This is a genomic window from Geodermatophilus arenarius, from assembly GCF_042654585.1.
GTDB classification, from domain to species: domain Bacteria; phylum Actinomycetota; class Actinomycetes; order Mycobacteriales; family Geodermatophilaceae; genus Geodermatophilus; species Geodermatophilus arenarius.
The window spans coordinates 55,401-80,990 of record NZ_JBHSGR010000002.1; the positions used below are offsets into that span (position 1 = coordinate 55,401).

At 77.1% G+C, this 25,590-nt stretch carries 22 protein-coding genes; 15 read left to right on the plus strand and 7 right to left on the minus strand.

The genetic code is table 11. The features are described 5' to 3' along the window. Nucleotides 1-51: 51 nt before the first annotated feature. The 4 genes from ACFO3M_RS02705 to ACFO3M_RS02720 all read left to right on the plus strand — a co-directional run bounded on the left by ACFO3M_RS02705 (nt 52) and on the right by ACFO3M_RS02720 (nt 5,360). Complete coding sequence (locus ACFO3M_RS02705; RefSeq protein ID WP_387986021.1) at nt 52-1,239, plus strand: sensor histidine kinase; 1,188 nt, start codon at nt 52-54, stop codon at nt 1,237-1,239. Beyond that, entirely contained in the window at nt 1,236-1,919 is a 684-nt protein-coding gene (locus ACFO3M_RS02710; RefSeq protein WP_387986022.1) for a response regulator, read from the plus strand. The genes ACFO3M_RS02705 and ACFO3M_RS02710 overlap by 4 nt, the downstream gene beginning before the upstream one ends. A gap of 189 nt (nt 1,920-2,108) precedes the next feature. Then, the gene (locus ACFO3M_RS02715) at nt 2,109-2,882 is read left to right on the plus strand and encodes an ABC transporter ATP-binding protein (RefSeq protein WP_458166825.1); all 774 of its coding nucleotides are present in this window, start codon (nt 2,109-2,111) and stop codon (nt 2,880-2,882) included. Between the two features lie 3 nt (nt 2,883-2,885). Beyond that, nucleotides 2,886-5,360, plus strand: a complete 2,475-nt coding sequence (locus ACFO3M_RS02720; RefSeq protein ID WP_387986025.1) for an FtsX-like permease family protein — start codon at nt 2,886-2,888, stop codon at nt 5,358-5,360. A gap of 71 nt (nt 5,361-5,431) precedes the next feature. On the opposite strand, the gene ACFO3M_RS02725 is transcribed toward ACFO3M_RS02720, so the two are convergent. From ACFO3M_RS02725 to ACFO3M_RS02735, 3 genes are read right to left on the minus strand one after another with little or no spacing between them, the layout of a single operon-like run. Further along, nucleotides 5,432-6,316, minus strand: a complete 885-nt coding sequence (locus tag ACFO3M_RS02725) for an enoyl-CoA hydratase-related protein (RefSeq protein ID WP_387986028.1) — start codon at nt 6,314-6,316, stop codon at nt 5,432-5,434. Further along, on the minus strand, nt 6,313-7,305 hold the full coding sequence (locus ACFO3M_RS02730) for an acyl-CoA dehydrogenase family protein (protein WP_387986031.1): 993 nt from the start codon (nt 7,303-7,305) through the stop codon (nt 6,313-6,315). Before ACFO3M_RS02730 ends, ACFO3M_RS02725 begins: the two co-directional genes overlap by 4 nt. Continuing rightward, nucleotides 7,302-8,519, minus strand: coding sequence for an acyl-CoA dehydrogenase family protein (locus tag ACFO3M_RS02735; RefSeq protein WP_387986034.1), 1,218 nt, complete (start codon nt 8,517-8,519; stop codon nt 7,302-7,304). Before ACFO3M_RS02735 ends, ACFO3M_RS02730 begins: the two co-directional genes overlap by 4 nt. Before the next feature lie 108 nt (nt 8,520-8,627). On the opposite strand from ACFO3M_RS02735, the gene ACFO3M_RS02740 reads away from it, so the two are divergent. The 5 genes from ACFO3M_RS02740 (at nt 8,628) to ACFO3M_RS02760 (ending at nt 14,776) form a co-directional block, all read left to right on the plus strand. Continuing rightward, complete coding sequence (locus tag ACFO3M_RS02740; RefSeq protein ID WP_387986036.1) at nt 8,628-9,272, plus strand: TetR/AcrR family transcriptional regulator; 645 nt, start codon at nt 8,628-8,630, stop codon at nt 9,270-9,272. A gap of 34 nt (nt 9,273-9,306) precedes the next feature. Beyond that, nucleotides 9,307-10,143 carry a class I SAM-dependent methyltransferase gene (locus ACFO3M_RS02745; protein ID WP_387986039.1) on the plus strand — a complete coding sequence of 279 codons (837 nt, stop codon included), beginning with the start codon at nt 9,307-9,309 and terminating at the stop codon, nt 10,141-10,143. 77 nt (nt 10,144-10,220) lie between these two features. Then, a complete protein-coding gene (locus ACFO3M_RS02750; RefSeq protein WP_387986042.1) occupies nt 10,221-11,789 on the plus strand; it encodes a long-chain-fatty-acid--CoA ligase in 1,569 nt (522 codons plus the stop codon). Between the two features lie 107 nt (nt 11,790-11,896). Then, on the plus strand, nt 11,897-13,654 hold the full coding sequence (locus tag ACFO3M_RS02755) for a class I adenylate-forming enzyme family protein (protein ID WP_387986043.1): 1,758 nt from the start codon (nt 11,897-11,899) through the stop codon (nt 13,652-13,654). 69 nt (nt 13,655-13,723) lie between these two features. After that, nucleotides 13,724-14,776: a potassium channel family protein gene (locus ACFO3M_RS02760; RefSeq protein WP_387986558.1), complete on the plus strand. Its 1,053-nt coding sequence runs from the start codon at nt 13,724-13,726 to the stop codon at nt 14,774-14,776. Here ACFO3M_RS02760 and ACFO3M_RS02765 read toward each other — a convergent pair. Then, on the minus strand, nt 14,755-16,275 hold the full coding sequence (locus ACFO3M_RS02765; protein ID WP_387986046.1) for an adenylate/guanylate cyclase domain-containing protein: 1,521 nt from the start codon (nt 16,273-16,275) through the stop codon (nt 14,755-14,757). The two genes, ACFO3M_RS02760 and ACFO3M_RS02765, sit on opposite strands and share 22 nt — an antisense overlap. Before the next feature lie 36 nt (nt 16,276-16,311). Further along, complete coding sequence (locus ACFO3M_RS02770) at nt 16,312-16,488, minus strand: hypothetical protein (protein ID WP_387986049.1); 177 nt, start codon at nt 16,486-16,488, stop codon at nt 16,312-16,314. A 95-nt stretch (nt 16,489-16,583) separates the two neighbouring features. On the opposite strand from ACFO3M_RS02770, the gene ACFO3M_RS02775 reads away from it, so the two are divergent. After that, on the plus strand, nt 16,584-16,961 hold the full coding sequence (locus ACFO3M_RS02775; protein ID WP_387986051.1) for a YybH family protein: 378 nt from the start codon (nt 16,584-16,586) through the stop codon (nt 16,959-16,961). A gap of 58 nt (nt 16,962-17,019) precedes the next feature. Here the strand turns inward: ACFO3M_RS02775 and ACFO3M_RS02780 are convergent, their stop codons facing one another. After that, complete coding sequence (locus ACFO3M_RS02780; RefSeq protein ID WP_387986054.1) at nt 17,020-17,877, minus strand: NAD(P)H-binding protein; 858 nt, start codon at nt 17,875-17,877, stop codon at nt 17,020-17,022. Between the two features lie 235 nt (nt 17,878-18,112). On the opposite strand from ACFO3M_RS02780, the gene ACFO3M_RS02785 reads away from it, so the two are divergent. From ACFO3M_RS02785 to ACFO3M_RS02800, 4 genes are all read left to right on the plus strand, one after another. Then, nucleotides 18,113-19,978, plus strand: coding sequence for a BCCT family transporter (locus ACFO3M_RS02785; RefSeq protein WP_387986056.1), 1,866 nt, complete (start codon nt 18,113-18,115; stop codon nt 19,976-19,978). 10 nt (nt 19,979-19,988) lie between these two features. Then, entirely contained in the window at nt 19,989-21,083 is a 1,095-nt protein-coding gene (locus tag ACFO3M_RS02790; protein ID WP_387986058.1) for an FUSC family protein, read from the plus strand. 136 nt (nt 21,084-21,219) lie between these two features. Beyond that, nucleotides 21,220-22,347, plus strand: a complete 1,128-nt coding sequence (locus ACFO3M_RS02795; RefSeq protein ID WP_387986059.1) for a VldE C-terminal domain-containing protein — start codon at nt 21,220-21,222, stop codon at nt 22,345-22,347. A gap of 65 nt (nt 22,348-22,412) precedes the next feature. Further along, complete coding sequence (locus ACFO3M_RS02800; RefSeq protein WP_387986062.1) at nt 22,413-24,068, plus strand: NAD(P)/FAD-dependent oxidoreductase; 1,656 nt, start codon at nt 22,413-22,415, stop codon at nt 24,066-24,068. Nucleotides 24,069-24,083: 15 nt separating this feature from the next. On the opposite strand, the gene ACFO3M_RS02805 is transcribed toward ACFO3M_RS02800, so the two are convergent. Beyond that, entirely contained in the window at nt 24,084-24,770 is a 687-nt protein-coding gene (locus ACFO3M_RS02805; protein WP_387986064.1) for a TetR/AcrR family transcriptional regulator C-terminal domain-containing protein, read from the minus strand. A gap of 95 nt (nt 24,771-24,865) precedes the next feature. Here ACFO3M_RS02805 and ACFO3M_RS02810 point away from each other — a divergent pair, with 95 nt between their 5' ends. Further along, nucleotides 24,866-25,558: a DUF4386 domain-containing protein gene (locus tag ACFO3M_RS02810; RefSeq protein ID WP_387986067.1), complete on the plus strand. Its 693-nt coding sequence runs from the start codon at nt 24,866-24,868 to the stop codon at nt 25,556-25,558. Nucleotides 25,559-25,590 lie beyond the last annotated feature (32 nt).

The following is a 25,590-nucleotide window of genomic DNA, read 5'->3' on the forward strand; positions in this document are numbered from 1 at the left end:
TCCTCCCCCGGGTGGACGACGGCGCGCGCCGCGCTGCCTAGATTCGGCGCGATGGACGAGCGGCCCCTCCTCGAGCGCCTGGTGGCGCGGCTGCGCGCGCACCCCTTCGAGGTCGACGCCGCGCTCGCCGCACTCGTCGGGCTGGTCACCGTCGTCGCGCCCGCGCGGGCGTACTGGCCGTCCGAGGGCGTCGCGTCCGTCCTCGGCGTGCTGCTGGTCGCCCCGCTGGCCTGGCGCCGTCGCGCCCCGGTCCCCGCGGCCGCCGCCGTCACCGCCGTGGGGCTGCTCGAGCTGGTCGCGGGCACCGACTTCCTCGCCGCCAACGTCTCCGCGCTGCTGATGGTCTACGCGCTGGCCGCCTACGCGCCGCCGTGGGCCTCGCGGGCGGGGCTGGTCCTCGGGTTCACCGGCGCCGTCCTCGTGGCGCTGCGCTGGTACTCCTCGGACCTGCCCGACTCCCTGGTGGTCAGCGCCGGCTCGGTCAGCGTGTCCGTCGTCGCGGCCTGGGCCCTGGGCCGGGTGCGCCGCTCCCGGCTCGGTGAGCTCGCCGGCCTGGCCGAGCGCGCCCGGCTGCTGGAGATCGAGCGCGACCAGGAGATGCGGCTGGCCGCCACCGCCGAGCGGGCCCGGATCGCCCGCGAGATGCACGACGTCGTCGCGCACTCCCTGTCGGTGGTCATCGCGCAGGCCGACGGCGGCCGCTACGCCGGGAGGACCGATCCGGAGGTGGCCACCGGCGCGCTGGAGGCGATCGCCGCCACCGGCCGGCAGGCGCTGACCGACATGCGCGCCCTGCTCGGCGTCCTGCGCGACGGCGCTGCCGAGCAGTACGCCCCGCAGCCCGACGTCACCGCCGTCCCGGCCCTCGTCGACGACGTCCGGGCCAGCGGGCTCGACGTCGACCTGCTGGTGGAGGGCGAGCCGCGGCCCATGGCGGCCGGCCCGCAGCTGGCCGCCTACCGGATCGTGCAGGAGTCGCTGACCAACGTGCTCAAGCACGCCGGGCCCAGCGGCCGGGCGTGGGTGCGGCTGCACTGGCGCCCGGACTCCCTCGAGCTGTCGGTGCTCGACGACGGCCGCGGCGCGGCGGCGGCCCTGGCCGAGGGGGACGGGCACGGCCAGGGGCTGCGCGGCATGCACGAGCGGGCCCAGCTGCACCGCGGGCGGCTGGAGGCCGGCCCCCGCGCGGGTGGCGGCTGGCGGGTGCACGCGGTCCTGCCGCTGGGCGGCGCGCGGTGACCGTCCGGGTTGTGCTGGTCGACGACCAGCAGATGGTCCGCGCCGGGTTCCGGATGGTCATCGACTCCCAGCCCGACCTGACCGTCGTCGGGGAGGCCGGCGACGGCGCCGCGGCCGTCGACCTGCTGCGGTCCACCCGGGCCGACGTCGTGCTGATGGACGTCCGCATGCCCGGCACCGACGGCATCGAGGCCACCCGGCAGGTGACCGCGCTGCCCGAGGCCCCGCGCGTGGTCGTGCTGACCACCTTCGACCTCGACGAGTACGTGGTGTCCGCGATCGGCGCCGGGGCCAGCGGCTTCCTGCTCAAGGACGCGCCGCCGGAGGAGATGCTCGCCGCCGTCCGCACCGTGCACGCCGGCGACTCGGTGATCGCGGCCAGCTCCACCCGCCGGCTGCTGCGGCACGTGGCGCCGATGCTGCGCGGGGCCGGGTCGGCGCCCGCGCCGGCGACCGAGCTGGCCGAGCTGACCCCGCGCGAGCGCGAGGTGCTCGTGCAGATGGCGCTCGGCGCCACCAACACCGAGATCGCGCAGCGGCTGTTCGTCAGCGAGGCGACGGTGAAGACGCACGTCGGGCGGGTGCTGGCGAAGACCGGCTCGCGCGACCGCGTGCAGGCCGTCGTCCTCGCCTACCGGACCGGGCTGGTCTCCCCTGCCGACCTGCTCCGCGACGCCTGAGGCCGGGCACCTCCGCGGAACCGCACGGGGCACCTCCGCGGAGGTGCGCGTACGACCGGGGGATGACGCCGGGGTCCGCCCACGGACGCAGCGGCGCGACGGCGGGAACCGCCCTCCGCTCCGACGCGGGAGGACGGCCGCGGCCGCGAGGGTCGTCGTCGTCCCAGAAGCGATCCGCGGAGGTCTCCCGTGTCCGTCCCCGTCATGACCGTCCCCGGCGAGCCGCCGGCGTCGGTGTCGTCCGCCGCCGTGCGCGCCACCGGCCTGACCAAGGTGCACGGCACCGGCGAGACGGCCGTGCGCGCGCTGGCCGGCGTCGACGTCGCCTTCGGCCGCGGGGAGTTCACCGCGATCATGGGGCCGTCCGGGTCGGGCAAGTCCACGCTCATGCACTGCCTGGCCGGCCTGGACACCGCCACCTCGGGACGGGTCTTCCTCGGCGACACCGAGCTGACCCGGCTGCGCGACGACGAGCTGACCCGGCTGCGCCGCGAGCGGATCGGCTTCGTCTTCCAGGCGTTCAACCTGCTGCCGGTGCTCGACGCGCGCGAGAACGTCGTGCTGCCGATGCAGCTGGCCGGCCGCCGTCCCGACCCGGCCTGGTTCGACGCCGTGATGGCCCGCCTCGGCCTGCGCGAGCGGCTGCGGCACCGGCCCTCGGAGCTGTCCGGCGGCCAGCAACAGCGGGTGGCCATCGCCCGGGCGCTGCTCCCCCGCCCCGACGTCGTGTTCGCCGACGAGCCGACCGGCAACCTCGACTCCCGCGCCGGCGCGGAGGTGCTCGACCTGCTGCGCAGCAGCGTCCGCGAGACCGGGCAGACCGTCGTCATGGTCACCCACGACCCGACCGCGGCCTCCTACGCCGACCGGGTCGTGCTGCTGGCCGACGGGCGGCTCGCCGGGGAGGTCGAGCGGCCCACCGCCGCGTCGGTGCTCGAGGCGCTGCGCGGGCTCGGGGGCTGACCGGTGCTGTCCACCACCCTCGCCGGCCTGCGCGCCCACCTGCCGCGGCTGGTCGCCTCCTGCCTGGCCGTCGTGCTCGCGGTGGCGTTCGTCGTCGCCACGCTCGTGCTCAACGAGACCACCCGCAGCACCGGGCTCACCGCCGCCGGCGCCCGCCACCTCGGCGCCGACGCCGTCGTCACCTCCGACGACGGCAGCTCCCTGCTCGACGACGTGCCCACCGTCACCGGCCTGGACGGCGTCCTCGCCGTGGCGCCGGAGTGGGAGACCTCGGTGCAGGCGGTCACCCCCGGCCGCACCGGGGCGCAGTACCTGCTGGTCGGGACGGTCGCCGACGACCCCGCGCTGCGCTGGCAGCGGCTGGCCGACGGCGCGCTGCCCGACCGGCCGGGCGAGGTCGCGGTCAGCGAGCGCGCCGGCGCGGGCGTCGGCGACGTGCTGCAGGTGGCCGGGACCGCGCCGGACGGCACGCAGACCTCCACCCCCGTGACGGTCACCGGGGTGGTCGACCTCGGCGGCGACCCGGAGGCCGGCCTGTACGGGCGGGCCTGGGCCACCCCCGCGCAGGCGCGGGCCTGGGGCGCGGTCGACCCGGCCGAGCTGCGGGTCGCCGGCGTCCCGGGCGCCGACGAGGAGGTCCTGGCCGCCGCGGTGCGCGACGCGCTCGCCGGGCAGCCGCTGACCGTGCGCACCGGCACCGAGCAGGCCGAGCACCGCGCGGCGTCGATGCTCGGCAACGCCACCGCGCTGGCCGCCGTGCTCCTGGTGTTCGGCACCGTGGCGGTCGTCGTGGCGGGGCTGGTCATCGCCAACACCTTCGCCGTCCTGCTCGCCCAGCGGACCCGGGAGCTCGCCCTGCTGCGCTGCGTCGGCGCCACCGCCCGGCAGGTGCGCCGCGGCGTGCTGGCCGAGGCCGCGGTCACCGGGCTCGCCGCCTCGGCGGTCGGGGTCGCGGCCGGTGTCGGGCTCGCCGCCGTCGTCTCGGCGCTCGCCGGCGGCGTGGACTCCCCCGTGCCGCTGTCCGGGCTCGCGGTCCCGCTCACGGCGGTCCTCGCGGGGCCCGCCGTCGGCACGCTGACCACCCTGCTGGCCGCGCTCGCCCCGGCCCGCGCGGCGACCCGGGTGGCGCCGCTGGCCGCGCTGCGCCCGCTCGACCCCGCGCCCCTGCGCTCCCGCCCGGGCGTGCTGCGCCTGGTGATCGGACTGTCGCTGCTCGTGCCCGGGGCGGCGCTGCTCGCGCTGGGCGTGGTGCTGTCCACGGTGTTCGTCGCGCTGCCCGGCGGCGTGGCGAGCTTCCTCGGCGTCGTCCTGCTCGCCCAGCGCGGGGTGCCGCCGGTGGTCCGCGCGGCGGGCCGCCTGGTGTCCCGCGTGGGCGGGGTGCCGGCCCGCCTGGCCGCGGGCAACGCCACCCGCAACCCCCGGCGCACCGCGGCGACGGTCACCGCGCTGCTCATCGGCGTCACGCTGACCACCGCGATGGTGGTGGGCACCGCGTCCACCCGGGCGACGGCGACCGCCGGGCTGGCCGCCGCCTATCCCGCCGACGTCGTCGTCGAGGGGCTCGGCGGGGAGCTGCCGGCGTCCCTGCTGGACCGGCTCGAGGCCCTCGACGGCGTCACCACCGGCACGGCGCTCACCCTCGCCCGGCCGGCCGGTCCCGACGGCGAGCCGTGGGAGGCCTACGGCGTGGACACCGCGACCGCCGTCCCGGCGCTGCGGTCGACGGCCGACCTGCGGCTGCCCCGGCCGGGCGAGGCGCTCGTCCCGCAGTGGCAGGCCGATTCCTGGTCGGTCGGCACGGGCGACCCGGTGGAGCTCTCCCTCGACGGGCGGACGGTGACGCTGCGCGCGGAGGTCGTGGACGGGGACGCCCCGCTGCTGCTCGCCGGCGCCGACCTCGCCGCCCTCGCCCCGGACGCCGCGGTCGGCCAGCTCTGGCTGCGGCTGGACGACGCCGACGCCGACGCGCAGTCCGCCGTCGTCGACACGGTCACCGACACCGTCGGCGCGGCCGCGACCGACGCCCAGGTGACCGGGGTGGTGAGCCTGCGCCAGCAGCTGGACGAGGTGCTCGACGTGCTGCTGCTCGTGGTCACCGGCCTGCTGGGCGTCGCGGTGGTCATCGCGCTGATCGGCGTGGGCAACACCCTGGCGCTGTCTGTGGTGGAGCGCCGGCAGGAGAACGGCCTGCTGCGGGCGATGGGGCTGACCCGCGGCCAGCTGCGCGGGCTGCTCGCCTGGGAGGCGGTGCTGGTGTCGGGGGTGGCCGCGGTGCTCGGCGTCGTCCTCGGCGGGGTCTACGGGGTGACCGGGACCGCCTCGGTGCTCGGCACGGCCGGCGAGGTCGTGGTCGACGTCCCCTGGCTGCAGGTGGGCGCGATCGTCGTCGTCGCGACCGTCGCCGGGCTGCTGTCCTCGGTGCTGCCGGCCCGCCGCGCGGCCCGCACCGCCCCCGTGGCCGCCATCGCCGCGGTGTAGCCCGCGATCACGGCGCCGTGACCGCCCGCGAGGGTGCGGAGGTGGTTCCGGCGCCGTGATCGCGGTGGAGCTCAGGGGGCGACGTCGTCCGGCGGCTGCGGCCAGGGCGGGACGCCGGCCACCGGCCCCTCCCCCAGCGGCGTGGTGAACGCCGGCGCGCGCTTGGCGAGGAAGGCGGCCACGCCCTCGGCGGCGTCGGGCCCGCGGCCGAGCTCGGCCAGCGCGCGCGACTCGACCCGGTGGGCGTCCCAGGGCGAGGGCGCCCCGAGCATCGACCACAGCATCTGCCGGGCCGCGGCGACCGCCACCCCGGAGGTGTTGTCGGCGATCTCCCGGGCCAGGTCGAGCGCGGCGGGCAGCAGGTCGGCGTCGGGGACCACCCGGCTGACGAGCCCGCCGCGCAGCGCCTCGTCGGCGCCGAACACCCGGCCGGTGGCCACCCACTCCACCGCCCGGCTGATGCCGACCACCCGCGGCAGGAACCACGTCGACGCCGCCTCCGGCGTGATGCCGCGGCGGGCGAAGACGAAGCCGAAGCGGGCCGACCCCGCCGCGATCCGCACGTCCATCGGCAGCACCATCGTCGCGCCGATGCCGACCGCCGGGCCGTTGACCGCGGCGATCACCGGCTTGCGCAGCGCGGCGAACGGCAGCGACGCGACGCCGCCCCAGTCCCGCGCGACGCCGTCGACGGTCCCCTGCACCGGCGGGTCCCCGCCGCGGTCGCGGTCGGCGAAGGTCCCCGAGCCCGCGCCCAGGTCGGCGCCGGCGCAGAAGGCCCGCCCCTCCCCGGTGACGACGACGACCCGCACCCCCTCGTCGGCGTCCGCGGCGGCCGCGGCCCGGGCCAGCTCGGCGGCCATCACCGGCGTGAAGGCGTTGAGCCGGTCGGGCCGGGACAGGGTGATCGTGGCGACGCGGCCGGCGACCTCGTACCGGAGCTGCTCGAACGTCATCCCAGGGCGCCGGCCTCGGCGAGCCGGGCGACGGTGTCCAGGTGCTCGGCGGCGTCCCCGAGCAGCAGCCGGTCCACCTTGGCGCGGCGCCAGTACAGGTGCGCGTCGTGCTCCCAGGTGAACCCGATGCCGCCGTGGACCTGGATCGCCGTCTCGGTGGCCCGCTCGGCGACCTCGGCGGCGTAGGCCTTGGCGGCGGCCGCGGCCAGCGGGAGCTCGGCCGGCGAGGAGTCGGCCGCCCACGCCGCCCACCACACCAGCGAGCGCAGCTGGTCCACGCCCACCCAGGCGTCGACCAGCATGTGCTTCACCGCCTGGTAGGAGCCGATGACCCGGCCGAACGCCTCGCGCTGGCGGGCGTACTCCACGGCCATCAGCACCGCGCGGTCGGCGGCGCCGAGGTCCTCGGCGGCCAGGACCACCGCGCCCACCTGGCGGGCCCGCGCCCACAGCTGCCCGGCGTCCTCGGCGAGCACCCGGTGGGAGGTCATCCGCACCGAGGCGAGCCCGCGGGTGGCGTCCATCGGCCGGCCGGGGGTCACCTCGCCCTCGCCGGCGACGAGCGCGCCGTCGTCGAGGCCGAGGAACAGCGTGGCGTCGGCGGCGTCCAGCGACGGCGCGGAGCCGGTGACCGGCCCGTCGAGGACGGCGAGAGCGGCCGACCCGTCGGCCAGCTGCGCGGCGAGGTCGGGCGCGGACTCCAGCAGCACCGCGGCGCGCGCGGCGGTGACCAGGGAGGGCCCGGCCAGCACGGCGCCGGCCTGCTCGGCGACGACGGCGAGGTCGAGCACGCTGCCGCCGGCGCCGCCCGCGGACTCCGGCACCGTGATGCCGAGGAAGCCGATGTCGGCCAGTGCCTTGCGTCCCGGGCCCGGGACGCCGGCGCCCTCGAGCGCCGCGCGGGCGGCGGCCGGGGTGACCGAGCCGGTGAAGAACTCGCGCGCGCCGGCGGCGGCCGCGCGCTGGTCGTCGGACAGGTCGAAGTTCACCGGGCACCTCCGGAGAACGGCGCGGTCTTGTCGGTGCGGGGTTCCGGCGGCAGGCCGAGCACCCGCTCGCCGAGGATGTTCCGCAGCACCTGGTCGGTGCCGCCGGCGATCGCGATGCCGGGCACGTAGGCCTGCGCGCGCTGCCAGGTGTCGTCGCCGTCGGCGGTGGCGCCGTACACGGCGTCGTCGCCGAGCAGCCGGACGCCGGCGTCGGCGACCAGCCGGGCCGCGGCGGTGCCGCCGAGCTTGCCGGCGCTGGCCTCCGGGCCGGGCACGCCGCCCTGGGACAGCGTGGTGAACCGCCGGTAGCCGGTGTAGCGGGCGGCCAGCGAGGCGACCAGCGCCCGCCCGACCGCCTGCCGGGCCAGCGCCTGCCGCTCCGGGTCGAGCGCGGGCAGCCGGGCGCGGGCGTGCGCGGCCAGCGACTCCGGCGCCGGGCCGATGTCGCTGCCGGCGCCGCCGATCGCGACCCGCTCGTTCATCAGCGTGGTGAGCGCGACCCGCCAGCCCTCGCCGGGCTCGCCGAGCCGCTCGGCGTCGGGGATGCGGACGTCGTCGAAGAAGACCTCGTTGAAGTCCGCGCCGCCGCTCATCTGGCGCAGCGGCCGGACGGTGACGCCCGGCGCGTGCATGTCGACGACGAACATCGTCAGCCCGGCGTGCTTGGGCCGGGCCGGGTCGGTGCGGGTGAGCAGGATGCCGTGGTCGGCGACGTGCGCGAGCGTCGTCCAGACCTTCTGGCCGTTGACGACCCAGTCCTCGCCGTCGCGGACGGCCGAGGTGCGCAGCGCGGCGAGGTCCGAGCCGGAGCCGGGCTCGCTGAACAGCTGGCACCAGACGTCGTCGGCGCGCAGCAGCCGGGCCAGGTAGCGGGAGCGCTGGTCGTCGCTGCCGTGCGCGATGACCGTGGGCCCGCACATGCCGATGCCGATGTGGTTGATCAGCGTGGGCACCCGGGCGCGGGCCAGCTCCTGGGCCACGATCGCCTGCTGCACCAGCGTGCCGCCCTGCCCGCCGTACTCCCGCGGCCACGTGACGCCGACCAGCCCCGCCTCGGCCAGCACCCGCTGGGTGGCCCGCAGCTCCGCCTCGCGGGAGCGCGCGTCGACCGGCTCCCCCGGTGAGACGTGCAGCAGCTCGGACGCGTGCTCGTCGAGCACGGTGCGGACGTGCGCCCGGTAGGACGCCTCCTCGGGGGTGTCGTCGAAGTCCACCCGGTACCTCCTCGTCGTCGAGCAGTACGCGCCGCAGCGTGACAGCGGTCACCCTCGACGGTCAACGGTGACTGTTCAGCGGCCCGCCGGGGCCCTAGCCTGCGGCGGGTGAGCGCCGACCCCCTCCCGGACGACGGCCCGCGCAGCCGGTCGACCCGCACGGCCGACAGCCGGGCGCTGATCCTCGACGCCGCCGTCGCCTGCCTGGTCGAGTCCGGGTACGCCGGCGCGTCCACACTGGCCGTGCAGGCCCGGGCCGGGGTGTCCCGCGGCCGGCTGCTGCACCACTTCCCGTCCCGCGCCGAGCTGCTGGTCGCCGCCGCCGGGCACCTGTCGAGCACCCTGCTGGCCGGGGTGGAGGAGCGCGCGGCGGCGGTCATGGCCGACGAGCCGGCCGGGCCGGAGCGGATCGACCGGGCGATCGACCTCATGTGGGCGACGTTCCAGGAGCCGCCGTTCTGGGCGGCGATGGAGCTGTGGGTGGCCGCCCGCACCGACCCGCAGCTGCGGGCGGCGCTGCGGGTCGAGGAGCGCCGGCTGCGCGCGGCGATCCGCCGGGTCGCCGACGGGATCTGGGGCCCGCGGATCGCCTCGGCCCCCCGCTACGCCGAGGTGTGCGAGCTGCTGTTCACCAGCATGCGCGGGGTGGCCTGCGTGTACGCCTTCGAGGAGCGGCCCGCCGCCACCGACCCGCACCTCCCGCTCTGGAAGGGGCTCGCCGCGCGGATGCTGACGCCGTCCGCGGAGGGCTGACGGCACGGCCGCCGCCGGGCCACCATGCGGGTGCATGACGAGCGGCACCCGCGACGGTCCCGGCACCGGCTACGTCCTCGGCGACACCGACCCCGAGCTGGCCCGGCTGGACGTGCTCGCCCGCCTCTACGGCCCGGCGACCGCCGCCTGGCTGGACAGCGCGGGCCTGGCGCCGGGCGCGTCGGTGGTCGACCTCGGCTGCGGCCCCGGCGCGGCCGCGCTGGCCGCCGCGGAGCGGGTCGGACCCACGGGCCGGGTGGTCGGCGTCGACGCCTCGGACCGCCACCTGGCGGTGGCCCGGCGGCGGGCGGCGGAGGCGGGGCACGCCCACGTCGAGTTCGTGCGGGCCGACGTCACCACGTGGTCCCCGGCCGGCCCCGTGGACGCCGTCCTCGGGCGGCTGGTGCTGCTGCACCTGCCCGATCCGGTCGCGCTGGTCGCCCGCTCGGCCGCGCTGGTGCGCCCCGGCGGGGTGGTCGCCTTCCAGGACGTCGTCCTCACCAGCCGGGCCGCGCACCCGCCGCTGCCGCTGCTGACCGCCTACGACCGGTGGCTGCGCACCGCGCTCGGCCGGCTCGGCGTCCCCCTCGACGCGGGCCTCCGGCTGACCGGCGTCTTCCGCGCCGCGGGGCTGCCCGACCCCGTGCTCACGTCCGCCCAGCCGCTGGAGCGGGGCGGCGACGCGGCCGGGTGGGCGGTCGTGGCGGGCGACGTCACCAGCCTGCTGCCGGCCTTCGAGCGCACCGGCACGGCCACCGCCGCGGAGATCGGACCGGAGGACTTCGAGCGGCGGCTGCGCGCCGAGGCCGCCGCCGCGGACGCCGTCCTGGTCAACCCGATGCTGGTCGGCGCGGTCGCCCGGGTGCCCTGACGGTCAGGGTTGACCGCCTCCCCGCCGCCCCGACAGCATGACGCGGGTCACACCCGGTGGCGGCGCAGGAGGAACCCGTGGACGACCCGACCCCCCGGCTGCAGGGGCGCGGCATGACGACGGCCGACCAGCTCGCCCGCTGGGCCCGGCGCACCCCCGACGCGGTCGCCGTGCGCTTCTCGGGCACCGGCCGCACCTACGCCGAGCTCGACGAGCGGGTCACCCGCCTGGCGCGCGCGCTGGCCGACCGGGGCGTGACCGCGGGCGACCGGGTGGCGGTGCTGGGGCTCAACGGGATCGAGGTCTGGGAGTCCTACCTCGCCGGCGTGCGGCTGGGCGCGATCGTCGTCCCGGTCAACTTCCGGCTGGTCGCCGACGAGGTGGCCTACGTGCTCACCGACAGCGGGGCGGCCGCCCTGGTGGTCGACGCCGCGCTGGCCGGCGTCGCGGCCGAGGCGCGGGAGCAGGCGCCGGGCGTGCACACCGTCCTGACCGTCGGCCAGGACTACGAGGACGCGCTCGCGGCGTCGGCCGAGCCGCTCGACGTCGAGGTCGACGAGTCGGCGCCGGCGTTCATCATGTACACGTCGGGCACCACCGGCCGGCCCAAGGGCGCCGTCCTCACCCACCACAACCTGCTGATGCACGTGTTCAGCCAGGTGGCCACCCTCGGGGTGGGCCCGGACGACCGGGTCGGCGCGCCGGGGGCGCCGCTGTTCCACATCGCCGGGCTGGCCGGCGGGCTGCCGCCGCTGCTGCTCGGCGGCACCCACGTCATCCTCGCCTCGGGCGGCTTCGACCCCGTGGCCGTGCTCGACCTCGTCGAGCGCGAGCGGATCTCCAACCTCTTCCTCGTGCCGGCGATGTGGGCGGCGGTGGTGGCGGTGCCGGGGATCGCCGAGCGCGACCTGTCCTGCCTCAAGCGGATCTCCTGGGGCGCGGCGCCGGCGTCGACCACCCTGCTGCGGGCGATGATCGACACGTTCCCGCAGGCCGAGGTGGTCACCGCGTTCGGCCAGACCGAGTGCAGCCCGGTCACCTGCCTGCTCCGCGGCGAGGACTCGATCCGCAAGATCGGCTCGGTCGGGACGCCGATGCTCAACGTCGAGGTCCGCGTCGTCGACGACGCCATGCAGGACGTGCCGCGCGGCGAGGTGGGCGAGATCGTCTACCGCAGCCCGATGGTCATGAAGGAGTACTGGGGCAGGCCGGAGGCGACGGCGGAGGCGTTCGCCGGCGGCTGGTTCCACTCCGGCGACCTGGTGCGCGAGGACGAGGACGGCTACCTCTACGTCGTCGACCGCAAGAAGGACATGATCATCACCGGCGGCGAGAACGTGTACTGCGCCGAGGTGGAGGACGCGCTCGCCGCGCACCCCGGCGTCGCCGAGGTGGCGCTCATCGGGGTGCCCGACCCGCGCTGGGGCGAGGCTCCGCTGGCGGTGATCGCGCCGCGGGACCCGGAGAACCCGCCCACGCCCGCCGAGCTGTCGGCCTGGTGCGGCGAGCGGCTGGCCCGCTACAAGCACCCGCGGGAGTACTCGGTGGTGTCCGCGCTGCCCCGCAACCCCAGCGGCAAGGTGCTCAAGACCGCGCTGCGCGAGGAGCACCGCGCCGGCTCGCTGGTCTCCGACCCGGCCGTCTAGCTCCGCGCTGTGCGGTCAGCACATCCGCGGGTGTGCACAGCGCTGCGTGACAGCGGGTGTGAGCTGTACCACGCTGACGGAGCCCTGTTCCGGACGGAAGGACACGCATGACCGCCACGCACCCTGCGCCCGCCGACGCCGCGCAGGAGCCCGCCGCCAGCTGGCCGCCGGGCCTGCCGCGCTCGCTGGAGTACCCGCTGGTGCCGGTCGGGTCGATCCTGCGCGCCGCGGTGCGCCGCTGGGGCGCGCGGACGGCGTTCGTCGACCACGACGTCGAGCTGACCTTCGAGGAGCTCGGCGCGCGGGCCGCCGCGGTCGCCAACTGGCTGGCCGACCACGGCGTGGGCCGCGGTGACGTCGTCGCGGTGCACGTCCCGAACTGCCGCCAGTACCCGGCGGTCTACTACGGCGTGGTGATGGCCGGCGCCGTCTTCTCCCCCACCAACCCGCTGCTGCCCGCGGCCGACCTCGCCGCCCAGCTCACCGACGCCGGCGCCAAGGTCCTGGTCACCTGGGACCAGGTGCTGCCCTTCGTCCGCAGCGCGCTCGAGGCCACGCCGGTGCAGACCGTCGTCGTCACCGGGGAGGCGCACACCCTCGACTTCGCCGCGCGGCTCGAGGGCCTGGAGGCGACCGACGTCGACCTGGCCGACCTGCTGGCCGCCGACCCCACCGACCGGCACCTCGACGCCGGGCTCGACCCCGCCGCCGACCTGGCGCACCTGGCCTACACCGGCGGCACGACCGGGGTCAGCAAGGGCGTCGAGCTGCCGCACCGCAACGTGGTCACCAACGTGCTGCAGTCCTCGTGCTGGACCTCGGGCTCGCTGCCGGAGCTCGACGAGGCCGGGGACGTCACGATCCGCCAGGTGCTCGGCGAGGACGAGTGCCCGACCCGGCTGGGCGAGGCCACGCTGATCAACCTCACGCCGTGGTTCCACGCCATGGGCGCGATCGGCTACCTCAACGGCATGGTCATGGGCGGCACCACCACCGTGATCCACATGCGCTTCGACCCGGTGAGGTACGTCGAGGACGCGAAGCGCCACCGGGTCACCAGCATCGGCGGCGCCCCGCCGGTGTTCGTGGCGCTGCTGCAGGTGCCCGGGTTCGCCGAGCAGGACTGGTCGCACGTCCGCGGCGTCTCCAGCGGCGCGGCGCCGCTGCCGGTGTCGCTCATCGAGCGGCTGCAGGCGCTGCTGCCCAACGCCGTCATCGGCGAGGGCTACGGGCTGACCGAGGTCACCATGATGGCCACCGGCAACCCGACGTTCCGCTCCGGCACCCGCAAGGCCGGCACGGTCGGCGTGCCGATCTTCGACACCGAGATCACCGTCCGGCCGCTCGGCGGCGGCGACCCGCTGCCCACCGGCGAGCGCGGCGAGGTGTGCATCCGCGGCCCGCAGGTCATGCGCGGCTACGCGCACCGCCCCGAGGCCACCGCGGAGGCGATCGACGCCGACGGCTGGTTCCACACCGGCGACGTCGGGATCCTCGACGAGGACGGCTACCTGTCGATCGTCGACCGCACCAAGGACATGCTGCTCTACAAGGGCTACAACGTGTTCCCGCGCGAGCTGGAGGAGATCCTCTTCGGCGTGCCGGGCGTGGCCGGCGCCGCCGTCGTCGGCCGGCCCGACGAGGCGGCCGGGGAGCTGCCGGTGGCCTACGTGGTCCGCAGGGCCGACGACGCCGGGGCGGCGCTGACCGCCGAGTCGGTGATGGCCGCGGTCAACGACCGGGTCACCCACTACAAGCGGCTGCGCGACGTCGTCTTCATCGACGCCATCCCCGTGTCGGCGGCGGGCAAGGTGCTCAAGCGGGAGCTGGCCGCCCGCGAGCGCGAGGCGGTGGCCGGCGGCTGACCCGATCGGGGCGGTGCGCGCCGGCATCCCGGTGCGCACCGCCCCCGCTCGCTATCGTCGCCGGACGTGATGGGCGGACACGGGCCGGGCGACGACCCGCACACCGGGGTGCAGATCGCGCACGTCGAGCAGTCCCCCGTGCGCCAGGTGTGGCAGCGGGTCGTCCTGGCGGCGTTCTTCCTCGCGCTGACCGTGTTCATCGTCTGGCTGGACCGCGACTCCTACCGCGACGGCGACGAGGTCGGCATCTCGCTGCTCGACGCCGTCTACTACTCCACGGTCACGCTCTCGACCACGGGCTACGGCGACATCACGCCGATCACCGAGGGCGCGCGGCTGGTGAACATCCTGTTCATCACGCCGCTGCGCGTCATGTTCCTGATCGTCCTCATCGGCACCACGCTCGAGGCGCTCACCGCGCGCTCGCGCGAGGAGTTCCGGATCCGACGCTGGAGGTCCCGCGTGCGTCAGCACGTCATCGTGTGCGGCTACGGCACCAAGGGCCGCAGCGCCGTCCGCTCGCTGCGGGCCACCGGCACTCCGCTGGAGAACATCGTCATCGTCGACGGCGACCAGCGGGCCATCGACGAGGCCAACTCGATCGGCCTCACCGGCATCGTCGGCGACGCCGGGCGCACCGACGTGCTGCGCCGCGCGCACGTCGAGCGGGCCCGTGCGGTGATCGTGGCGGCCAACCGGGACGACGCCTCGGTGCTGATCACCCTCACCGTCCGGCAGCTCAACCCGAGCGTGCCGATTACCACCTCCGTGCGCGAGGAGGAGAACGCGCAGCTGCTGCGCCAGTCCGGCGCCGACACCGTCATCACCACCTCGGCGACGTCGGGCCGGCTGCTGGGCCTGTCCACCGACAGCCCGCGGGTCGTGTCCGTCGTCGAGGACCTGCTCACCGGCGGGCAGGGGCTGGACCTCTCCCAGCGCACGGTGACCTCCGGCGAGGTCGGCCTGGGCCCGCGCGACCTGCGCGACATCGTGCTGTCGGTGACCCGCGGCGGGCGCACGCTGCGCTTCGACGACCCGCTGATCGGCACGCTGCAGAGCGAGGACGTGCTCGTCGTCGTCCGCTCGCACGGCCCCGACGGTCAGGTGTTCGCGCGGACGTAGGTGCGGGTCGGCTCGCCGCGGCCGCGCAGCTCCACCTCCGCGTCGGGCACCCAGTGGGCGGCCTCGCCGCCGCCGGCGGCCCGGACCGCGGCCTCGCTGGCCACCGCCCGCCCCGGCCGGTCCTTGGCCAGCTCGGTGAGCCGGGCGGCCTCGTTCACCGGGTCGCCGATGACGGTGTACTCCAGCCGGCTGGCGGTGCCCACCTGCCCGGCCCACGCCGGCCCGCAGGCCACGCCGACGCCGACGTCGACCTCCCCGGCGCGCGCGACGTCGTCGCAGATCCGGCGGGCGGCGCGCAGCGCGGCGCCGGAGGCGTCGGGGTGCCCGGTGGGCGCGCCGAAGACGCACAGCGCGGCGTCGCCCTCGAACTTGTCCACCAGCCCGCCCTCGGCCTCGACCGCGTCGACGACGACGGCGAAGAACCGGTTGAGCAGGCCGACCATCCCCTCCGGGCCGGTGCGCCGCACCAGCGCGGTCGACCCGACGACGTCGACGAACAGCGCCGCCACCGGCCGCAGCTCCCCGCCCAGCGAGGCGCCCTCGGCCAGCGCCCGCGCGGCGACCGTCGTCCCGACGTGCCGGCCGAACAGGTCGCGCAGCCGCTCCCGCTCGGCGAGGCCGGCGGCCATCGTGTTGACGCCCTCCTGCAGCAGGCCGATCTCGCCGGCGTCGTCGACGGTGACGCTCGCGGTGTAGTCCCCGGCGCCGACCCGCTGCACCACCTGCCGCAGGTCGCGCAGCGGCTGCCCGACCGCGCGGGCGGTGAGCAGGGTGGCCAGCCCGCCGACCAGCACGGCGACGACGGCGAGGAAGACGACGGCGGTGCGGCCGGGCCCGCCGGGGTTGCTCGGGTCGGCGAACAGCAGCACCACGCCGAGCAGCGGGACCGCGCTGGTCAGCCCCCAGGTGAGCAGCAGGCGCGGGCGGACGCCGAGGGCGAGCCGGCCGGCGGGCGGGTGCGCGGCCAGCGCGCGGGTGGTCAGCGCGCGGGCGGCGCGGGCGACGAGCAGGTACACCACACCGGCGGTGACGGCGCCGCCGAGCAGCGCGACGACGCCGACCCGCAGGCCGACCAGCGGGTCGGGGAAGGTGACCGCCGCGACGGCGCCGGCGAGGACCGCCCCCGCCAGCCACACGACGGCGGCGATGAGCGCGGCGTCCACCGGCAGCCGCAGCGCGCGGGCGGCCTCGGCCGGGGTGGGGTCGCGGCCGGCGAGCAGCCAGGCGGTGGTGGCCCGCTGCCGGCGCAGTCCGGCGAGGGTGGCCACGGGCAGCGCGACGAGCAGGTAGGCCAGCGCGGCGAGCAGGGTGGGACCGCGGCCGGCGTCGTCCCCGTCGTCGGAGACGCCGAGCAGCAGCAGGGTGACGGTGCCGACGCCGACCAGGTCGGCGACGACGACCAGCGCGACGATGAGCGGGACGGCGATCCGGCCGCTCGGGGCCCAGGCCAGCACGTCCTCGGCGCGGCGGGCGGCCGTGCGGGCGCTGTCCGGGATCACGGGAGGCTCAACGACCCCGGCGGGGCCGGGACACGGTCAGGCCGGCAGGGCGGCGAGTTCCTCGGCCAGCCGGGCGTCGGACAGCACGAGGTCGGTGGCGGTGGTGTGCCAGCCGGCCACCAGCAACAGCGGCCAGGGGCGCTCGTCGTCGGCCGAGGCGGTGGCCGCGACCAGGCCGGCCTGCGCCACGGCGCGGCACGCGATCGGGTTCACGTCCCGGTCTTCGGCACCGGCGCAGGCCGTGTGCAGCCGGGCGGCGGACCTCACCCCGGGGGATGAGACCGGGGGCCCGGCCCGGTCTGCCCCGCATGGACTCCGACGAGCTGCAGGTCCGCCGGGTGCTGGAGGCGTGGGCACGGGCCGTGCGGCGCGCCGACGTCGACGCGGTCGTGGCCGTGCACACCGGCGACGTCGTGCTGTTCGACGTCCCGCCGCCGATGGTGGTGACCGGGATCGACAGCTACCTGCGGCAGTGGCGGCTGTTCTGGGAGGCCCAGGGCGAGGGCCTGTTCGACGTCTCCGGGCTGACCGTGGTGGCCGGGGACGGCGTCGCGTTCGCGCACGGCCTGCTCCGGATCGGCGCGGCGGGCACCGAGGGCTTCGAGGTGCGGCTGACCGTGGGCCTGCGCCGGGTGGACGGGCGCTGGCTGGTCACCCACGAGCACCACTCGGTGCCCGCGGAATGACCGGGACACGCGGACACGCCCGCGGCCGCCCGGGGAGTGACCCGGGCGGCCGCGCGGCTCAGGCGCGGGCGGCGCGGACGGCGTCGGCGAGCGGGGTCACCGGCCGGCCGAGCAGGGCGGCGAGGTCGGCGTCGCCGGTGTCGAGATCGCCGTTCGCGATGGAGGTGTCGATGGCGGCGACGAACCCGGCGGTGCCGGCGTCGAGGCCGGCGCCCTGCAGGGTCGCGACGAGCTCGTCGGCCGGGAGGTCGCGGTAGCGGACCGTCGTCCCGGTGGCCTCGGTGACGGCGGCGGCGAGCTCGGCGAGGGTCACGCCGGGTCCGCCGACCTCGAGGACGACGGTGCCCTCCTCGTCGGCCAGCAGCGCGGCCGCGGCGGCGACGGCGTAGTCCGCGCGCGGGGCGATCGACACCCGGCCCTCCCCCGCGGCGCCGACGATCTCGCCGGTGGCGAGGTACCGGTCGAGCTGCGCGGTGTAGTTCTCGAGGTACCAGCTGTTGCGCAGGACGGTCGCCGGGACGTCCGCCTTGAGCAGCACCTCCTCGGTCCCGCGGTGCTCGGGGGCGAGCGGGTTGGCCGAGGTGTCGGCGTGCGCGATCGACGTGTAGACGATCCGCTGCACCCCGGCGGCCACCGCCGCCTCGACGACGGCCTGGTGCTGGGCGACCCGCTGCCCCGGCTCGCTGCCGGAGACCAGCAGCAGCCGGTCGACGCCGGCCAGGGCCGCGGGTAGGGTGTCCGGCCGCGAGTAGTCGCCGTGGCGGACCTGCACGCCGCGGCCGGCCAGCTCGGCGGCGGCCTCGGGACGGCGGACGACGGCGACGACGTCGGACGCCGGGACGCCGCGGTCGAGCAGCTCGTCGACGGCGCGGCGGCCGAGGTGGCCGGTGGCTCCGGTGACGGCGTAGGTGGTCATGCGGGCGCTCTCCTCGTGCAGGGGCCGATGTGCTTGCGGGTTCAACAACCCGGCACCCCGGTCGTGTCATCCCGCCCGGCGGCGCCGGTCCCGGATTGCGGCTCCGGCGGGGTGCACCGAGGCTGGGAGCGCGGGCCTGCGTGCTGACCGTGCGCGCACTCCTGCCCGCCGGGGACGCGGTCCCCCAGCAGTCGACCGAACGGAGGGTCGTCCGCGCGTGCGCGGACGCAGACCAGTGAGCCCCACCGCACCGCCCGGACACCCCGACGGAGGGGCGGCCGCACCGGCCGTCGCCCCGCTCCCCACCGACCCGCACCCCGCCATCGCCGAGCCGCCTCTCCCGGCGGCCGACGCGCGCGCCCGGCTCGACCGCGTCGTCTTCACCGTCGCCGCGGTGCTGGCCCTGGCGTTCGTCGCCTGGGGGTTCGTGAGCCCGAGCGGCCTGGGCTCGGCCAGCAGCAGCGCGCTGGTCTGGATCGAGTCCAACCTCGGCTGGCTGTTCGTGACGCTGGCCTCGGCGTTCGTCGTCTTCGTGCTGTGGCTGGCGGCCAGCCGGTACGGCCGCATCCCGCTCGGCCGCGACGACGAGGCGCCGGAGTTCCGCACCGTCTCGTGGGTCGCGATGATGTTCAGCGCGGGGATGGGCATCGGGCTGATGTTCTACGGCGTCGCCGAGCCGCTCGCGCACTACGTCACCCCGCCACCGCGCACGGTGGCCGGCGAGACCCCCGAGGCCGTGCAGACCGCCATGGCCACGACCCTGTTCCACTGGACCCTGCACCCCTGGGCGATCTACGCCGTGGTGGGGCTGGCCATCGCCTACGGCACGTTCCGCCGCGGCCGCCGGACGCTGGTCAGCGCGGCGTTCGAGCCGCTGTTCGGCCGGCGCCGCACCGAGGGCTGGGCGGGCCGGGTCGTGGACGTCCTGGCCATCTTCGCCACGCTGTTCGGCTCGGCGGCCTCCCTCGGCCTGGGCGCGCTGCAGATCGGCAGCGGCGTGGAGATCCTGGGCTGGGCCGGCGACGTGGGCAACGGCGTCCTGGTCGGGATCATCGCGGTGCTGACCGCGGCGTTCGTCGCGTCCGCGGTCTCCGGCGTCGCCCGGGGCATCCAGTGGCTGTCCAACGTCAACATGGTGCTCGCCGTCGTCCTGGCGCTGTTCGTCTTCGTGGCCGGACCGACCGTGCTGATCCTCAACCTGGTCCCCGGAGCGGTCGGCAGCTACGTCGCCGACCTCGCGCAGATGGCCGCCCGCACCGAGGCCAGCGGCGGCCCGGCGACGGCGGAGTGGCTGCGCGGCTGGACGGTCTTCTACTGGGCGTGGTGGATCTCGTGGACGCCGTTCGTCGGGCTGTTCCTCGCCCGGATCAGCCGCGGCCGCACCATCCGCCAGTTCGTCACCGGCGTCCTGCTGGTGCCCAGCGGCGTGAGCCTGGTGTGGTTCGCCGTCTTCGGCGGGGCCGGCATCGCCGCGCAGCGGTCCGGCGCGGACGTCGCCGGGCAGGCCACCTCGGAGGGGCAGTTGTTCGGGGTGCTGGAGCAGTACCCGCTGGTCACCGCCACGACGGTGCTGGTCGTGGTGCTGGTGGCGATCTTCTTCGTCTCCGGGGCCGACGCCGCCTCGATCGTCATGGGCTCGCTGTCCGAGCGCGGCACGCTCAGGCCCCGCCGCGGGACGGTGGTGTTCTGGGGCGTGGTCATGGGCGCCGTCGCGGCGGTGATGCTGCTGGTGGGCGGCGGCGAGGCGCTCACCGGCCTGCAGAACCTGACGATCATCGCGGCGCTGCCCTTCGCGCTGGTCATGGTCGGGTTGGCCGTCGCGCTCGCCAAGGACGTGCGCACCGACCCCATGGTGCTGCGCCGCACCTACGCCGCGGAGGCGGTCGAGCAGGCCGTCGTCGACGGCATCAGCCGGCACGGCGAGGACTTCGCGCTGGTCGTGGAGGCCGGCGGGGAGGGGGCGCCGGGAGTCCCGTCGGTGCGGGTCACCGGGAACACGGTCGAGGACACGGCCGGGCACGCGCCCGTGGGCGACACGGCCGGGCACGCGCCCGCGGGCGACGGCGCCGAGCCCGCCGCCCGGGCGCGGCCGGGCGGGTAGCCGCACCGCGGTGCGGACGCCGGGGGCGGGGGCCCGGACGCGTGAGCTGCTGCGCCGGCCCTGGGTGCAGCGTGCGGTGCGGGCGGCGCTGGCCGCCGCGCTCGCCTGGCAGGTGGCGGTCCTGCTGCCGCCGCCGTTCACCCAGTACGCGTACTACGCGCCGCTCGGCGCGGTCATCGCCGTGCACCCGACGGTGGCCGACTCCGCCGCCGCGGCCTGGCGGACGGTGCTGGCCATCCTCCTGGGCTTCGGCCTCGGCGTCACGGTCCACCGGCTCACCGAGCAGGCGCTGCCCGGCGCGCTCACCATCGCGCTGATCGTCGCGCTGGCGATCGGCGTCGAGCAGTGGCGGGTGCTGCAGGAGCACGCGAGCTGGGTGAGCTTCGCCGCCGTCCTCATGCTCACCGTCGGGACGGCGGCCGACCCCGCGCGCTACGCCGCCGCCTACGCCGGGCTGACCCTGCTCGGGGCGGCGATCGGCGTCATGGTCACCACCGTGCTGTTCCCGCCGATGCAGCTCACCGCGGCCGTCCGGGCGATCGCGACCACGCGGGCGCTGCTGGCCCGGCACCTGCACGGCATCGCCGGCGGGCTGCGGGGCGGCGCGCTCCCGGCGCCGGGCGAGTGGGTGCGGCCCCGGCGGGACCTGGACGCCGCGCTGGACCGGATGCGCGCGGCCGAGGCCGTGGTCGAGCGCGCCCGGCTGGCCAACCCGCGGGCGCGGCGCTGGGGCGGCACCGCCGCGCGGGTCCGGCAGGAGTCGCGGGCGCTCGACCGGGTCGCCGTCCTCGTCGACGACCTGACCACGCTCGTGGCCCACCTCCCCCCGGACCGCCGCGGCATCGACCGCGTCGACGGCGGCACCGGCTGGCTGCTCGCCGACGCGCTCGACGGCCTCGCCCGGGTGCTGCGCGCCGCCGGGTCCACCGACGGCGGGGACGACGCGGTCCGCGAGGCCGGTGCCGCGCTGCGGCGGCTCACCGCGCTGCTCCGCGAGTCGGCGGCGGCCGACGACGAGGGGTTCGTCGCGCTCGGCGCGGTCGCCGTCGGCATGTACCGGTCGCTGGACACGCTGCGCGGCCGGTCGCCCACCGTCGACGCCTGAGCCCGCCGGGCGTGGCGCTCGCGGCGCGTGCCGCCACGCCGCGGAGCCGGAACCGGGGCGGCTCGGGGGCTGGACCGCCGCCGCGTCGTCCCCCTGGGATGAGCCGCGCCGGACTCCCGAGACCGCGGAGGACGCCGTGCGCCCGACCCCGCTGCCCCGCCGCCGCACGCTGGTCGGCACCGTCCTCGCCTCCGGCCTGGCGGCGCTGCTGCCCGCGTCCCCCGCCTCCGCCGCCGCGACGGGACCGACGCCCCCGGCGGCCGCGCCACCGGCGGTCGAGGCGCCGGCCCCCTACGTCGCCCAGGCGGTCTGCGACCCCGCGCCCAAGCCGGGCGCGCGCGACCTGGCCGACGCGCTGCTGGCCCACTACGGCACCGGCAGCGTCGGCATCTCCCGCGAGTGCGCCGTCGGTGGGCCGAGCGAGCACAAGGAGGGCCGCGCGCTCGACTGGATGCTCGACGCGGGCGTGCCGGCGCAGCGGGCGGTCGCCGAGGAGTTCCTGGCGTGGCTGACCGCGCCCGGACCCTCCGGCGAGTCCGCGTGGGCGGCGCGGCGGCTCGGCGTCATGTACGTCATCTGGGACCGCGAGATCTGGTCGCCGGCCCGGGGGTGGCAGCCGTACGACGGGGCCAGCCCGCACACCGACCACGTGCACGTCTCCCTGTCGTGGGCCGGCGCGATGGGCACCACCTCGTGGTGGACCGGCGTCGCCGCCCGCGTCGACACCGGCCCGTGCACGCCCGACCCGGCGCCCGGCGACCTGCCGCCGTGCGCGGCCGGCGCGGAGCAGCCCGCGCCGAGCACCGCCGCGGCCGCCGAGCCGCGGGAGGACGCCGGGGAGCCCGACGCCGAGGCCCGCGCGCTGGCCGAGCTCGCGGCGCTGCGCGAGGAGTCGCTGGCCCGGGTCCCGCTGGACGGCCGGTGGGTCGCCCAGCTCGCGTCCAAGGACGTCGGCATCACCGACCCGCTGCAGACCGCGCAGGACGGCTCGCACACCTTCTCCGCCGTCGACGTCCTCGCCGAGAGCCGGGCGGGGCTCGCGACGGTGACCGACCCGTCGGCGCTGTACGTGCTGCAGGGCACCGACTTCGGCCGGCGCTCCACCGCACCCGACGGCGACCCGTACTGGATCACCGTGGTCGACGCCGCGTTCGGCGGCCGGGCCGACGTCGAGGCCTGGTGCGCGGCCACCTACCCCCAGCTGCACGGCGCGGGGCTGACCAACGCCTGCCTGCCGCGCCGGCTCACCCCGCCGCACGGGTGACCCGGGCCGGTCCCGGGTCCCTCGACCCTGGGCCGGGTGGTGCCGGCTCCCTACGCTGCGCGCGCATGAGCGGTCCGGTGCTGATCGCCGTCGACGACGACCCGGCCCTGCTGGAGGCCGTCGGGCGGGAACTGCGCAGCCGGTACGAGCGGGACTACCGCGTGCAGTGCCGGGGGTCGGCGGACGAGGCGCTCGCCCTGCTGGACGAGCTCGCGGGGGCCGGCGAGGAGGTCGCCCTGGTGCTCGCGGGCGAGACGGTGTCCGGTGCCCCGGGAACGGAGCTGCTGGCGGAGGTGCGCGGCCGGTTCCCGCACGCCGAGCGGGCCCTGCTCGTCCCGTGGGCGCACGTCGGGACCCCGGGCACCGGGGACGCGGTCCTCGAGGCGATCGCCCGCGGCCGCATCGACCACTACCTGGTGCGCCCCGCGCCGCCGCCGGACGAGCAGTTCCACCAGGCCGTGTCGGGCTTCCTGCTGGCGTGGGCGCAGACGCGGCGCCGCGCGCCGCACACGATCGACGTCGTCGGCGAGACCTGGAGCGGCCGGGCCTACGAGCTGCGGGAGGTGCTCGGCCGCTGCGCGATGCCGCACCGCTTCTGCCTGGCCGACTCCGCCGAGGGCCGCGCCCTGCTGGCCGACCGGGAGCGGCGGAGGCTGCCGCTGCTGGTCATGCCCGACGGGACGGTGCTCGAGGACCCCACCGACCTCGACATCGCGCGGTCGGCGGGGACGGCGATCGACCCGTCCGGTGACCGCTACGACCTGGTCATCGTCGGGTGCGGGCCGGCCGGCCTGTCCGCCGGCGTCTACGGCGCCTCCGAGGGGTTGCGCACGATCGTCGTCGACTCCGGCAGCATCGGCGGCCAGGCGACCTCCAGCTCGGCGATCCGCAACTACCTGGGCTTCCCCCGCGGCGTGACCGGCGGGGAGCTGGCGCGCCGCGCCTACGAGCAGGCGTGGCTGTTCGGCGCCCGGTTCGCCTTCATGCAGGAGGTCACCGACCTCGCGCACGAGCCCGACGGCATCGTCGTCTCGCTCGACACCGGCGGGGTCGTGGTGGCCCGCGCGGTGGTCCTCGCGCCCGGCGCCAGCTACCGGCGCCTCGGGGTGGAGTCGCTGGAGGCGCTGCGCGGGGCCGGCGTCTCCTACGGCGCCGCGGCGTCGGAGGCCCCGCTGGTGGCGGGCGAGGAGGTCTACGTCGTCGGGGGCGCCAACTCCGCCGGGCAGGCGGCGCTGCACCTGGCCCGCTTCGCGGAGCGGGTCACGCTCGTGGTGCGGGCCGCGTCGCTCGACGCCGGGATGTCGCACTACCTCGCGCGCCAGGTCGAGGGGACGCCCGGCGTCGAGGTGCGGACCGGCACCGAGGTCGTCGGCGGGGGCGGCGACGGCCGGCTCGACCACCTCGTGCTGCGGGACCGCGCGAGCGGCGCGGAGGAGACGGTGAGCGCCCAGGCGCTCTTCCTCATGATCGGCGCCCGGCCGCACACCGAGTGGCTGCCCCCGGCCGTCGAGCGCGATCCCGCGGGCTTCGTCGTGACCGGGCCGGACGTGAGCGCCGGCGCCGTCCGCGCCCTCGGCCGTCCCCCGCTGCCGCTGGAGACCAGCCTCCCGGGCGTCCTCGCGGCCGGCGACGCCCGGCACGGGTCGGTCAAGCGCGTGGCCTCCGCCGTCGGCGAGGGCTCGATCGCGATCCGGCTGGTCCACCAGCTCCTCGCCGTCTGAGCCGCCGCGCGCCCGTCAGGACGGGGAGCTGCGCCAGCCCCGCGCGCGCAGCCGCTCGGCGCCGTCGAGCAGCAGGTCGAGGGCGAAGGCGAACTCGAAGTCCTCGTCGCAGCCCTGCCCGACCGCGGACAGGTCGCCACCGGTGGCCGCCGTGGCGATCTCCAGCACGTGCGGGAACCGCCGCGCGAACTCCGCGGCCACCGCCTGCCGCTCCTCCGGCGTGGGCTCGGGCGCGTCGTCGTCGCGCGGCTCCTCGAACAGCTCGGGACTGAAGCCCCAGATGCGGTTGCCGAGGGCGTGCATGAGGTGGTGGGTGAGGTCGACGGAGAACCCCCCGGCCCGGAAGGTGCCGGCGACGGCGTCCATGTGGCCGAGGACGGCGGGCGTCCGGTGGGTGCGCGACTCGATCGCCTTCCGCGCCCAGGCGTGCCGCAGCACCGCCCGGCGGGCGGAGAGCAGCCGCTGCCGGACCGCGGCGCGCCAGTCCGCCCCGGGGGCGGGCTCCTCGAACTCCCCGATGACGACGTCGACCATCCCGTCGAGCAGCTCGTCCTTGTCGGCGACGTGCTTGTACAGCGCCATGGGGACGACGCCGAGCTCCTGGGCCAGCCGCCGCATGCTCACCGCACCCAGGCCCGCCTCGTCGGCGAGCGCCACCGCGGCCGCGAGGACCCGCGCCCGGTTCAGGGGCTCCCGTGCCATCCGACCCCTCCCTGCTTGACGGGTGTACGGCGTACACCTTAACGTCCACGCCGTCGGTGTACGCCGTACACCACCATCTCGGAGGAGACAGAGTCATGAGGGAGTCCCGCGGAGCCGCCGTCGTCACGGGCGTGTTCTTCCTGGTCGCCGCGGTCAGCGCGATCGCGGCGCTGGCGCTGTACCAGCCGCTGCTCGGCGACCCGGCCTACGTGCTGGGTGCGGGCGCGGACACGCAGGTGCGCTGGGGCGCGCTGCTGGAGGTCGTGCTGGCCGCGGCCTGCATCGGCACCGCGGTCGCGGCGTACCCGGTCATCGAGCGGCACGGCCGGGCCCTGGCCCTCGGCTACGTGTGCGGGCGGCTGCTCGAGGCGGCGGTGATCGTCGTGGGGATCGTCAGCGTGCTCGCGGTGGTCGCGCTCCGGTCGGCCGGGGACGACGCGTCGTCCGTCGCCGTCGCCCGCGGGCTGGTGGCCCTGCACGACGCGACGTTCCTCGTCGGCCCCGGCCTGGTCATCGGCGTCAACACGCTGCTGCTGGCCGCGCTGGTGCACCGGGGCCGCCTGGCGCCCCGGTGGATCGCGGTGACCGGCCTGGTCGGCGGGCCGCTGGTGTTCCTCTCGTCCACCGCCGTGCTGTTCGGCGTCTACGAGCAGGTCTCGGTGTGGGGCTTCCTCTGCGCCGTCCCGGTCACCGTGTGGGAGATGGGCCTGGCGGTCTACCTCATCGCCCGCGGCTTCCGCACGGCCCCGGCGCAGGCGCCCGGGCGGCGTGACCTGGTCACCGCCTGAGGTGTCACCGGGGGTCCCGCGGCCGCGGGACC

Bases quoted from the DNA above. Each gene is read 5' to 3' on its own strand.
- ACFO3M_RS02760 (WP_387986558.1), top strand. From the start codon at position 13,724: ATGGGCGGACACGGGCCGGGCGACGACCCGCACACCGGGGTGCAGATC.
- ACFO3M_RS02725 (WP_387986028.1), bottom strand. From the start codon at position 6,316: ATGACGTTCGAGCAGCTCCGGTACGAGGTCGCCGGCCGCGTCGCCACG.
- ACFO3M_RS02800 (WP_387986062.1), top strand. From the start codon at position 22,413: ATGAGCGGTCCGGTGCTGATCGCCGTCGACGACGACCCGGCCCTGCTG.
- ACFO3M_RS02805 (WP_387986064.1), bottom strand. From the start codon at position 24,770: ATGGCACGGGAGCCCCTGAACCGGGCGCGGGTCCTCGCGGCCGCGGTG.
- ACFO3M_RS02745 (WP_387986039.1), top strand. From the start codon at position 9,307: ATGACGAGCGGCACCCGCGACGGTCCCGGCACCGGCTACGTCCTCGGC.
- ACFO3M_RS02780 (WP_387986054.1), bottom strand. From the start codon at position 17,877: ATGACCACCTACGCCGTCACCGGAGCCACCGGCCACCTCGGCCGCCGC.
- ACFO3M_RS02810 (WP_387986067.1), top strand. From the start codon at position 24,866: ATGAGGGAGTCCCGCGGAGCCGCCGTCGTCACGGGCGTGTTCTTCCTG.
- ACFO3M_RS02705 (WP_387986021.1), top strand. From the start codon at position 52: ATGGACGAGCGGCCCCTCCTCGAGCGCCTGGTGGCGCGGCTGCGCGCG.
- ACFO3M_RS02775 (WP_387986051.1), top strand. From the start codon at position 16,584: ATGGACTCCGACGAGCTGCAGGTCCGCCGGGTGCTGGAGGCGTGGGCA.
- ACFO3M_RS02755 (WP_387986043.1), top strand. From the start codon at position 11,897: ATGACCGCCACGCACCCTGCGCCCGCCGACGCCGCGCAGGAGCCCGCC.